Origin of the sequence: Duganella sp. 1411 (assembly GCF_017833525.1) — a bacterium.
Classification (GTDB): Bacteria; Pseudomonadota; Gammaproteobacteria; order Burkholderiales; family Burkholderiaceae_D; genus Rugamonas.
Genome location: NZ_JAFICD010000006.1, coordinates 36,486 through 47,674, shown reverse-complemented (window position 1 = coordinate 47,674; position 11,189 = coordinate 36,486). Strand labels below are relative to the sequence as shown.

8 protein-coding genes are annotated in these 11,189 nt (G+C 64.7%); 6 read left to right on the top strand and 2 right to left on the bottom strand.

Going from position 1 to position 11,189, the window contains the following annotated elements:
• Positions 1 to 33: 33 nt before the first annotated feature.
• From JOD97_RS25150 to JOD97_RS25135, 4 genes are read left to right on the top strand one after another with little or no spacing between them, the layout of a single operon-like run.
• Positions 34 to 1,518: an NCS1 family nucleobase:cation symporter-1 gene (locus JOD97_RS25150; RefSeq protein ID WP_209724689.1), complete on the top strand. Its 1,485-nt coding sequence runs from the start codon at positions 34 to 36 to the stop codon at positions 1,516 to 1,518.
• A 10-nt stretch (positions 1,519 to 1,528) separates the two neighbouring features.
• Positions 1,529 to 2,923: a dihydropyrimidinase gene (hydA, locus tag JOD97_RS25145; protein ID WP_209724687.1), complete on the top strand. Its 1,395-nt coding sequence runs from the start codon at positions 1,529 to 1,531 to the stop codon at positions 2,921 to 2,923.
• A gap of 16 nt (positions 2,924 to 2,939) precedes the next feature.
• The gene (locus tag JOD97_RS25140; protein WP_209724685.1) at positions 2,940 to 4,175 is read left to right on the top strand and encodes a Zn-dependent hydrolase; all 1,236 of its coding nucleotides are present in this window, start codon (positions 2,940 to 2,942) and stop codon (positions 4,173 to 4,175) included.
• Positions 4,176 to 4,230: 55 nt separating this feature from the next.
• Complete coding sequence (locus JOD97_RS25135; protein ID WP_209724683.1) at positions 4,231 to 5,649, top strand: tetratricopeptide repeat protein; 1,419 nt, start codon at positions 4,231 to 4,233, stop codon at positions 5,647 to 5,649.
• A gap of 136 nt (positions 5,650 to 5,785) precedes the next feature.
• On the opposite strand, the gene JOD97_RS25130 is transcribed toward JOD97_RS25135, so the two are convergent.
• Together JOD97_RS25130 and JOD97_RS25125 are read right to left on the bottom strand one after the other, a co-directional pair.
• A complete protein-coding gene (locus tag JOD97_RS25130) occupies positions 5,786 to 7,552 on the bottom strand; it encodes an allantoate amidohydrolase (protein ID WP_209724681.1) in 1,767 nt (588 codons plus the stop codon).
• A gap of 105 nt (positions 7,553 to 7,657) precedes the next feature.
• On the bottom strand, positions 7,658 to 8,596 hold the full coding sequence (locus tag JOD97_RS25125; protein WP_209724679.1) for a LysR substrate-binding domain-containing protein: 939 nt from the start codon (positions 8,594 to 8,596) through the stop codon (positions 7,658 to 7,660).
• 126 nt (positions 8,597 to 8,722) lie between these two features.
• On the opposite strand from JOD97_RS25125, the gene JOD97_RS25120 reads away from it, so the two are divergent.
• On the top strand, positions 8,723 to 9,940 hold the full coding sequence (locus tag JOD97_RS25120) for a urate hydroxylase PuuD (RefSeq protein WP_209724677.1): 1,218 nt from the start codon (positions 8,723 to 8,725) through the stop codon (positions 9,938 to 9,940).
• 11 nt (positions 9,941 to 9,951) lie between these two features.
• A complete protein-coding gene (locus JOD97_RS25115; RefSeq protein WP_209724675.1) occupies positions 9,952 to 11,181 on the top strand; it encodes a M20/M25/M40 family metallo-hydrolase in 1,230 nt (409 codons plus the stop codon).
• Positions 11,182 to 11,189 lie beyond the last annotated feature (8 nt).

The following is an 11,189-nucleotide window of genomic DNA, read 5'->3' as shown; positions in this document are numbered from 1 at the left end:
GAGAGCATACGATCAACCCTTGGAGAACGCCCCGTGAGTAAAGAACTCTCTGGCAGCACGCAACTGTGGAACGAAGACCTGGCGCCGACGACGGCGGCGCAGCGCACCTGGCGCTGGTACCACTTCGCCGCACTGTGGGTCGGCATGGTGATGTGCATTCCGGCCTATACGCTGTCGGCGAGCCTGATCGAGGGCGGCATGTCCGGTTACCAGGCGGTGCTCACGGTGTTCCTCGCCAACGCCATCGTCCTGCTGCCGATGCTGTTGATCGGCCACGCCGGCACCAAGTACGGCATTCCGTACGCGGTGCTGGCGCGCGCCTCGTTCGGCACCGCCGGCGCGCGCTTGCCGGCGCTGATGCGCGCCATCGTCGCCTGCGGCTGGTACGGCATCCAGACCTGGTTCGGCGGCTCGATGATCTACACGCTGCTGGGCGTGATGATGGGCGGCGAGATCGGCGGCGCCAAACTCGGCTTCCTCGGCATCAACGGCGCGCAGCTGCTTTGCTTCCTGGCCTTCTGGGCTATCCAGTTCTGGTACATCGTGCACGGCATGGACGCGATCCGCAAGCTGGAAACCTACACCGCGCCGCTGAAGATCGCCATCTGCTTCGTGCTGCTGGCGTGGGTGCACAACAAGGCCGGCGGCTTTGGCGACCTGCTGTCGGCGCCTTCGCAGTTCGTCGCCGGCGGTAAAAAGGCCGGCCAGTTCTGGTCCGTGTTCTGGCCTTCGCTGACGGCGATGGTCGGCTTCTGGGCCACGCTGGCGCTCAACATCCCCGACTTCACCCGCTTCGCCAAGTCGCAGCGCGACCAAGTCATCGGCCAGTCGGTCGGCCTGCCGGTGCCTATGGGGCTGCTGGCGATGATGGCGGTGATCGTCACCTCGGCCACGGTGGTCCTGTACGGCAAAGCGATCTGGGACCCGGTCGACCTGTCCAGCCGCATGACCGGCGTCGCGGTGCTGGTGGCGCTGTTGATCCTGTTGATCGATACCGTCTCCGTCAACCTGGCGGCCAATCTGGTCGGGCCGGCGTACGATTTCTCGTCGCTGGCGCCCAAGCGGATTACGTACAAGACCGGCGGCTACATCACCGCCGGCATCGCCATCGTCATGATGCCGTGGAAGATACTCGAATCGACGCAGGGCTATATCTTCACATGGCTGATCGGCTATTCGGCGCTGCTGGGCCCCATCGCCGGCATCCTGATCGTCGACTACTACATGGTGCGCAAGACCGAACTCAATGTCGGCGAGTTGTATCGCGAAGACGGCGTTTACTCGTATGGCAACGGCTGGAACGTCGTCGCGCTGGTGGCCTTCGCGGTCGGCGTGGCGCCGAATATTCCCGGCTTCCTCAACGCCGCGTTCCCGGCTTCGTTCCCGGGCGTGGGGGAGGGTTTTAAAACGATATACACCTACGCATGGTTCGTTGGAATCGCGATATCCGCAATCGTGTATGGGGTTATGATGAAGGGGAAGACGGTGCCCGCGGTGAGGGCGCCGGCCCATCCCTAAGGAGATGTAAATGACAACAATCATCCGCGGCGGTACCGTCGTCAACGCCGACCGTGCCTTTCGTGCCGATGTGCTGTGCTACGGCGACAAGATCGTCGCCGTCGGCGAAAACCTGGAAGCCCCGGCCTCGGCGCGCGTGATCGACGCCGCCGGGCAGTACGTGATGCCGGGCGGGATAGACCCGCACACCCATATGAACCTGCCCTTCATGGGCACCGTCACGCAGGACGATTTTTACACCGGCACCGCCGCCGGCTTGGCCGGCGGCACCACGACCATCATCGACTTTGTGATTCCCGCGCCCGGACAGAACCTGATCGAGGCCTATCATCAATGGCGCGGCTGGGCGCGCAAATCCGCCGGCGACTACACCTTCCACGTGGCGATCACCTGGTGGGACGAGACCGTGCACCGCGATATGGAAATCCTGGTGCGCGACCACGGCGTCAACAGCTTCAAGCACTTCATGGCGTACAAAAACGCCATCATGGCCGATGACGAAACGCTGGTGAAAAGCTTCCGCCGCTCGCTGGAACTGGGCGCCATTCCCACCGTGCACGCGGAGAACGGCGAGCTGGTTTATCAGTTGCAGCAGGATTTGCTGAAGAAGGGATTGACGGGACCAAGTTCGCATCCGTTGTCGCGTCCTCCGGCGGTGGAGGCGGAGGCGGCCAACCGCGCCATCGCGATCGCCAACGTGCTCAATACGCCGGTCTACATCGTCCACGTGTCGTGCGCCGAGTCGCTCGACGCCATCACCCGCGCGCGCGCCAACGGCCAGCGGGTGTACGGCGAGGCGTTGGCTGGCCACCTGATCATCGACGAAAGCGTGTACCACAGCGACGACCTGGAATACGCCGCCGCCCACGTCATGAGCCCACCGTTCCGCAGCAAGCATCACCAGGCCGCGCTGTGGCACGGTCTGCAGAGCGGCAACCTGCACACCACGGCCACCGACCACTGCACCTTCTGCGCCGAGCAGAAGGCGGCCGGCAAGGACGACTTCACCAAGATTCCGAACGGCTGCGGCGGCGTCGAGGACCGCATGTCGGTGATCTGGGACGCGGGCGTCAACAGCGGCATGCTGACGCCGTCGGAATTCGTCAAGGTCACCTCGACCAACACCGCGCAGATTTTCAATATGTATCCCCGCAAAGGACTGATCGCGGTCGGCTCCGACGCCGACATCGTCGTCTGGGACCCGGAAGGCACCCGCACGATTTCGGCGCTGACCCAGTTCGCCAAGGGCGGCTTCAACGTCTTCGAGGGCCGCACCGTGCGCGGCATCCCCAGCACCACCCTGGCCGCCGGTAACGTCGTATTCCATCGCGGCGTGTTGATGGCGGTGGAGGGCGCGGGGCGCCACATCGACCGTCCCGCGTTCAAAGCCACGTCGGCGCGTTAATTTACAGGAGCAGAGCATGAGCGAAATGCGCATCAATGGCGACCGTCTGTGGGCGGCGCTGATGGAACTGGCCCAAATCGGCGCCACCCCCAAGGGCGGCGTCAAGCGCCTGGCGTTGACGGACCTGGACAAGCAGGGCCGCGACCTGGTGGTCGGCTGGGCGAAGGATGCCGGCATGTCGATCACGATCGACCAGATCGGCAACGTCTTCATGCGCCGCGACGGCACCAACAACGCGCTGCCGCCGGTCATGACGGGCAGCCATATCGACACCCAGCCCACCGGCGGCAAGTTCGACGGCAATTACGGCGTGTTGGCCGGTCTCGAGGTGGTGCGCACGCTCAACGATTTGAAGATCAAGACCGAGGCGCCGATCGAAGTCGCCTTCTGGACCAACGAGGAAGGCTCGCGCTTCGTGCCCGTGATGATGGGGTCCGGCGTGTTCTGCGGCGCCTTCAGCCTGGAGACCGCCTACGCCGCCAAGGACACCGAAGGCAAGACCGTGGGCGAGGAACTGGCGCGCATCGGCTACAAGGGCGACCAGGTGCCGGGCCGGCATCCGATCGGCGCCTACTTCGAAACCCATATCGAACAAGGCCCGGTGCTGGAGGACGCCGACAAGGTGATCGGCGTGGTGCCTGCGGTGATGGGCCTGTCGTGGTACGACTGCGTGGTCAGCGGCATGGAGGCGCACGCCGGACCGACGCCGATGGGATTGCGCAAGGACGCGCTGCAGGTCTCGACCCGCATCATGCAGGAGGTGGTGGCCATCGCCAACCGCTATCCGCCGTATGGCCGCGGCACGGTCGGCATGGTGCAGGTGTTCCCCAACAGCCGCAACGTCATTCCCGGCGAAGTCAAATTCAGCATCGACCTGCGCAACGTGAACGACGAACTGCTCAACACCATGCACGAGGAGATGCTGGCCTTTATCGACAAGACCCGCGCCGACAGCGGCTTGGGGATTTCGATCGAGCGGGTGTCCTACTACCCGCCATGCCCGTTCCATCCGGACTGCGTGGACGCGGTGCGCAACGCCACCGCCAAGCTGGGATATTCGACGATGGACGTGGTCTCCGGCGCCGGCCACGATGCGATTTACGCTGCGCGCCTGGCGCCGTCGGGCATGATCTTCGTGCCCTGCAAGGACGGCATCAGCCACAACGAGATCGAGGACGCCAAGTCCGAACATCTGGAAGCTGGCTGCAACGTCCTGCTGCACGCCATGCTGGAGCGCGCGCGGATCGTCTAGGCGGCCGCAAACACGGGGATGGTATGCTTTTGGTTTTGCACAAGCTTCCTCCCCGATGTACACAGACCCACAGCTAGCCTATCTCGATGGCAACCGCCGCATGGCCGTCGGTGACGCGATCGGTGCCGAGGAATGCTTCTGGCAGGCGATCGCGCTGTTGCCGGAGCACGCCGGCGCGCGCGCCAATCTCGGCTACCTGAAGGAGCTGCGCGGGGACTTGCTGGAGGCCGAATTCTACTACCTGCAGGCGATCGCGCTGCTGCCCGATCACGCGCAGCTGTATCAAAACCTCGGGGTGCTACTGCAAAAGACCAGGCGCTTCGACGAGTCGGAGGCCGCCGCGCGCATGGCGCTGGAGCTGGCGCCGGAGTCGCCGTCGGCATGGAGCCAGCTGGGCGTGCTGCTCACGTGCGTGAAGCGCGAACAGGAGGCCGAAGCCTGCCACCGGCGCGCGCTGGAGCTGGACGAGGATTATCCGCAGGCGCAGTTCAATCTCGCCTACATACTGCTGCGGCAAGGCCGGTACGCCGAAGGCTGGCCGCTGCTGGAATCGCGCTGGCATTTCGACAGCCTCGCGCAGCCATTCAATTGCCCGCCGTGGGAGGGCGAGCCGCTCGCGGGAAAATCGGTGGTGATCGTCTCCGAGGCGGGGCAGGGGGACATGATCCACTTCAGCCGTTACGCAACGCTGTTGAAGGACGCCGGCGCGGCGCGCGTGGCGGTGGCGTGTCCGCCATCGTTGCGGCGGTTGCTGGCGGGGTTGGACGGTGTCGACGAGGTGTATGTCCAGCAGGGCGCGGTGCCGGCGAGCGGCTGGGATTTCTGGACGCATCCGATGCGTTTGCCGGCGTTGTTCGGTACGGAGCTGTCGAACATTCCTTCATCGGCGCCATATATCGCCGCCGATCCGGAGTCGGTGCGCTATTGGCGCGGCATGCTGCCGCGAACAGGATTACGGGTGGGCTTGGCGTGGAAGGGCAATCCGCAATTCGAGAACGACGCCGAGCGTTCGCTGCCATCGTTGCACACGCTGTCGCCGCTGGCGGATATTGATGTGCACTTTGTCAGCCTGCAGAAAGGCGACGCGGAGGCCGAGGCGCTGACGCCACCGGCCGGCATGACGCTGCAAGCGTTGGCGCCGAGGTTACAGGACTTCGCGGATACGGCGGGCGTCATCGCCAACCTGGATTTGGTGATCAGTGTGGATACGGCGGTGGCGCACCTGGCCGGCGCGCTGGGCAAGCCGTGCTGGCTGCTGCTACCGGACCATCGCTGCGACTGGCGCTGGATGACGGAGCGGAACGACACGCCGTGGTATCCGTCGATGCGCTTGTTCCGCCAGCCGGAAGGTGGCGGCTGGGCCGCCGTGATAGCGGAAGTGGCGGCAGCGCTGCGGCTAAAGCTAAACAACACCCCGGAGACACACGCCGAAACACGCGCCGAAACACACGCCGAAACACGTAGGGCGGATTAGCGCAGCGTAATCCGCCATTGCGTGCGTCTCGACGGCTCACACAATGGCGGATTACGGCGTTCCGCCTAATCCGCCCTACGTGGTCAGCCCGTGGATCGCGTGGTTCCTCGGGATGCCAGGCGTCCTGGCAGAACGATCAAACCGCGTAATTCCGCAGAAAATCGAGCAGCACCCGCGCCGCGATATCGGCATCATCCGCCGTCATGGTCTCCAGCGGATTGTGGCTGATGCCGCCGTTGCCGCAACGCGTGAACAGCATCGCCACGTCCGTGATCGCCGCCATCGCCATCGCGTCGTGCCCGGCCCCGGACAGCAGATCGAAACGCGGCAGACCCGCGCGCTCGATCGCCGCGCCCAGTTGATCCATCAAACGCGGCGCGCACGGCGCCGCCGACGCATCGACGATCCGCTGCAAACTAAATTCCACCTGACGCCGAGCGCAGATCTCCGCTATACCATCCAATACATCCTTGACCGCCGCCAGCCTGACCGCGTCATCGGCGGCGCGGATATCCAGCGACAGCCTGCACGCGCCCGGAATCACGTTGACCGACCCACCCGGCACCTGCAACTGCCCCACCGTGCCGACCAGCGCGACGCCTTGCGCGCAACGCCGCTCGACCAGCAGCACAATTTCCGCCGCCGCCGCCGCCGCGTCCTTACGCATCGTCATCGGCGTGGTGCCCGCGTGGCTGGCCAATCCGGTCAGCTCGACCAGATAGCGCGAACTGCCGGCGATCGCCGTCACCACGCCCAGCGCCAGGTCGCGCTCGAGCAGCACCGGGCCCTGTTCGATGTGGACCTCGACGAAGCCAAGCAGCTTGGCCGGATCGCGCGCAATGTGCGGAATGGAAGAGACATCGTGCCCCGCTGCCAGCAGCGCATCGCGCACCGTGACGCCGTCGGCGTCGGTCTGGTCCAGTAGCGACAGGTCGAAGCGGCCCGCCACCGCGTTACTGCCCAGGAAAGTGCTCTTGAAACGCACGCCTTCCTCCTCGGCGAAACCGACGATCTCGAAGTGATACGGCAGCTTCTCGCCGCGCTGGTGCAGATGGCGCACGATGGCGATCGGCAGCAGGATGCCCAGCCGGCCGTCGTATTTGCCGCCGTTGCGCACCGTGTCGTAGTGCGACCCGGTCATCAGCGTTTTCGCGTCCGGGACGTCGGAGCGATAGACGCCGACGACGTTGCCGACGGCGTCGATGTGCGACTCCATGCCCGCCTCGCGCATCCAGTCCGCCAGCTGGGCGGCGGTGCGGCGGTGCGCCGGCGTCATGTAGGCGCAGGTCAGGTCGAAGTCCGCGTCGCCGCTATTGTCGCTGTCGCTCCAGGCCCCGATGGTTTCGCTCCACTGCATGATGGTCGGGCCGAAGTCCAGCGTCAGTCCCAGCAGGTCGTTCAGGCGGATCTCCGCGATGCGTTTAATCTGCCGCAGGCATTCGGCGATTTCGTCGGCGCGCTGGTTTTTCAGCCGGCGCGTGAAGGTGGCGATGATGTGGCGCCGGGTCAGCCCCTGTCCGTCCGGACCCTTGACCGCCAGGATGAAGGGGAAGCCGAATTTGGCGTTGTAATCGGCGTTGAGCCGGTGCAGCGTGGCGAATTCCTCGGCGCTGCACAGGTGCAGGCCGGATTTGGCCTGTTCGCTGGTCGATTCGGCCGTCAACTGGCCGGCGACGGCCGCCTTGCCGGCCAGCTCCGGGTGTGCGCGGATCAAACCCAGTTGTTCGTCCAGCGAGGCGGCGCTGACCACGCCCTGTAACGCCAGCTTGAGCGCCGTGGTGTTGGCGAAGGGGCGTTGCGCCGCCGCCCGTTGCGGTATCCAGGGCGAGTGCTCATAGATGCCGCCGAGGCATTCGACGAAGGCGGCGGCGTCGCAGCTGTTTAAATCCGAGAGTGTGGTCATGGCGTGGTATCCGGTATCGAACCTCCATCATAACCTCGTCGGAGCTCGCGCGATATACGCGGTATGCCGTAAGATATATATCAGGTGGCTTACCTCGCGCGCGGCTTACTTCTGGATCAGCGCCTTGGCGGCGGCGGCCACCTGCTCACGCAGCCATTTGTGCTCCGGCGCCTGGTGCACGCGTTCGTGCCACAGCTGATAGAAGCGCATCGCCGGGAATTTCACCGGCACCGCATAGGTCTTCAGCGGCATTTGCTTTTCGTAGTAGCGGACGAACTGGCGGCCGGTGGTCAGCACCAGGTCCGTCTGGGTCAGCATATAGGGGATCAGGCCGAAATAGGCCGATTCGACGACGACGTTGCGCTGCAGTCCCTGGCGCTCCAGGTAGTCGTCGATGACGCCGTGGTAGCCCGGCAGGATCTGGGTCGGCGCCACGTGGGGCAGGGCCAGGTAATCGTTGAGCGTCATGGCGTCGCTGGCGGTGCGCAGGGCGTACGGACAGTCGGCGCGCATCACGCAGATGATCGGGTCCTCGAACAGCTTGGACATGTGCAGGTGCTCGGGCGGCTCGTCCCAGTTGGCGATGACCAGGTCCATGTCGCCGTCCGACAGCAGGCGCACATAGTCGACGCCCGGCCCCAGGCTGTGGATCTTGACGCGGCTGTTGGGCGAGCCGCGCCGCAGCAGCGCCACAAGATTGGGCAGGAACTGGCTGTCCAGGTAATCCGGCGCGGCGATGTGGAAGGTGCGCGCCTCCTCCTGCGGGACGAAGGGCGTCTTCTTGAGGAACAGGTTTTCGGTCTCGTCGAGGATGCGCTTGGCCGGAATCAGCAGGCTCTCGCCGTGCTGGGTGGGCACCATGCCGCGCGCGCCGCGCACCAGCAGCGGATCGCCGGTCAGCTCGCGCAGCTTGCGCAGCGAGGCGGAGATCGAGGGCTGCGGCTGATTGAGTTTGAGCGCCACGCGGGAGACGTTTTTCTCCACCAGCAGCAGGTAGAGAATGCGGATCAGGTGGAGGTCCAGGTGTTGCGGCAGGGCGGGCATGAACGATATGCGATTGAATGAGTTATACGGGAACCGATATGTTTAATATACTCTAATGTTCATGTGGGCAGTGCCAAATCCGTTTATCTTCTGTAAATTAGCCACATTCTTGACCTGAAAGCATCCATGGAATTATTCGCCTATCTGATCCCGTACGGCCTTGAGTGGCTGAACCTGATCGTGCGCTGGCTGCACGTCATCACCGGCATCGCCTGGATCGGCGCCTCGTTCTACTTCGTCTGGCTGGATAACTCGATCCGCCCGCCCGCACCCGGTTCGGAGCTGGCCAGGAAGGGCGTCTCCGGCGAATTGTGGGCGGTGCACGGCGGCGGCTTCTATAACCCGCAAAAATACCTGGTCGCGCCGGCGGAGCTGCCCAAGGAGCTGCACTGGTTTAAATGGGAAGCCTATTCCACCTGGTTGTCCGGCATCGCGCTGCTGACGATCGCCTACTACTTCAACGCGCAGGCGATGATGATCGATAAATCCGTGGCCGACATCAGCAGCCTGCAGGCGGTCGGCATCGGCGTCGGCACGCTGGTCGCCGGCTGGACGGTCTACGATCTGCTGTGCCGCTCCCCGCTGGGCAAGCATGACCTGTGGTTCGGCATCGTGGTGTTTGCGCTGATCGTCGCGGCGGCCTATGGCTTGACGCATGTGTTGAGCGGGCGCGCCGCCTACATCCACGTCGGCGCGCTGATCGGCACCATCATGGTCGGCAATGTGCTGATGCTGATCATCCCCGGCCAGCGCAAGATGGTCGAGGCCATGTCGGCCGGCCGCCTGCCGGACCCGATCCACGGCCAAAAGGCCAAGCAGCGCAGCGTCCACAATAACTACTTCACGCTGCCGGTGCTGTTCATCATGATCAGCAACCACTATGCGATGACCTACCGCCACGATCACGCGTGGCTGGTGCTGGCGTTCATCATGGCGGCGGGCGTCTTCATTCGCCACTTCTTCAATCTGCGCCACAAGGGCCGCGTCGAGTGGCGCTATCCGGCGATCGGCGTCGCGCTGCTGGCCGGCGTGGCCGTGGCGATCGCCCCGGCCCGTCCCGTGGCGGTGGCGCCGGCGGCCGATCCGGCGGCGGAATTCGCCAAAGTGCAGGCCATCATCGCGCATCGCTGCGCCACCTGCCACGCCGAACGGCCCACGCAACCCGGCTTCGCGGCGGCGCCGCTTGGCGTGATGCTTGAGAACGCGGCCGAAATCCATCAAAATGCCGAGAAAATCTACAAACAGACGGTCCAGCTGAAAGCCATGCCGTTGGCGAACCTGACCCAAATGACCGACGCCGAGCGGGCGCAAATCGCCGCCTGGTACGAAGCCGGCGCCAAATGAAGGAAGCGACTATGAGCAGCACCAAAGAGCAACTGGCCAAATGGATCGACGAGCACTTCGACGAGGAGGTCGGCGTTTTGCAGCAGCTGCTGCGCGTGCCGACCGATACGCCGCCCGGGAACAACGCGCCGCACGCCGACATGGTGGCCGATCTGGTCAAGGCCTACGGCTGGAGCGCCGAGAAGCACGCGGTGCCGCAACAGGTGGTGCGGGACTACGGCATGGAGACGATCACCAACCTGATTGTGCGCCGTCCCTACCAAGCCGGCGGTCCGACCGTGGCGCTGAACGCCCACGGCGACGTGGTGCCGCCCGGTGACAACTGGACCTATCCACCGTACGGCGGCGTGGTGGAAAACGGCTATATCTACGGACGCGCCGCCGCCGTCTCCAAGTGCGACTTCGCCACCTACATTTTCGCCACGCGTGCGCTGGAGGCGCTGGGCGTGCCGCTCAAGGGCGGGCTGGAACTGCACTTCACTTATGACGAGGAATTCGGTGGCCTGCTCGGGCCGGGCTGGCTGCTTGAGCAAAAACTGACCAAGCCCGATTACGTCATCGCGGCTGGCTTCAGCTACAACATCGTCACCGCGCACAACGCCTGCCTGCAGCTGGAGATCACGGTCAACGGCAAGTCCGGCCATGGCGCGATGCCGGAAACGGGCCACGACGCGCTGCAGGCGGCGACGAAAATCCTCAACGCCATCTACGACCAGCTGCCGGAGCTGAAGAAGATCAAATCCCGGATAGCCGGCATCGACTCGCCGACGATGCTGGTGGGCCGCATCGACGGCGGCACCAACACCAATGTCGTGCCGGGCAAGGTGGTGCTGAAGATGGACCGCCGCATGATTCCTGAAGAGGAGCCGGTGGAGGTCGAGGCGCAGGTGCGCGCGATGATCGAAAACGCGGTGCGCGGCATGCCCGGCATCAGTCTGGAGATCAAACGCCTGCTGCTGTCGCACGCGCTGCGCGAGCAGCCGGGGACGGAGAAGCTGGTCGCCAGCCTGCAGCACAACGCGCAAACCTACATCGGCGAGCTGATTCTGGCGCAGGGCACGCCGCTGTACGCGGACGCGCGCCTGTACGGCGAGCACGGTATCCCGGCGGTGCTGTATGGCGCCGGGCCGCGTACGGTGCCCGAGTCGAACGCCAAGAAGGCCGACGAGCGTTTGAATCTGGACGATCTGCGCAAGGCCACCAAGGTGGTCGCCGCGACCCTGTTAGACTTCCTGGGTTGATAGGGGAG

What these genes read in the sequence shown, in the direction of transcription:
- JOD97_RS25120 (WP_209724677.1), top strand. Translation starts at nt 8,723, where the DNA reads ATGGAATTATTCGCCTATCTGATCCCGTACGGCCTTGAGTGGCTGAAC.
- JOD97_RS25140 (WP_209724685.1), top strand. Translation starts at nt 2,940, where the DNA reads ATGAGCGAAATGCGCATCAATGGCGACCGTCTGTGGGCGGCGCTGATG.
- JOD97_RS25125 (WP_209724679.1), bottom strand. Translation starts at nt 8,596, where the DNA reads ATGCCCGCCCTGCCGCAACACCTGGACCTCCACCTGATCCGCATTCTC.
- JOD97_RS25115 (WP_209724675.1), top strand. Translation starts at nt 9,952, where the DNA reads ATGAGCAGCACCAAAGAGCAACTGGCCAAATGGATCGACGAGCACTTC.
- hydA (WP_209724687.1), top strand. Translation starts at nt 1,529, where the DNA reads ATGACAACAATCATCCGCGGCGGTACCGTCGTCAACGCCGACCGTGCC.
- JOD97_RS25135 (WP_209724683.1), top strand. Translation starts at nt 4,231, where the DNA reads ATGTACACAGACCCACAGCTAGCCTATCTCGATGGCAACCGCCGCATG.
- JOD97_RS25130 (WP_209724681.1), bottom strand. Translation starts at nt 7,552, where the DNA reads ATGACCACACTCTCGGATTTAAACAGCTGCGACGCCGCCGCCTTCGTC.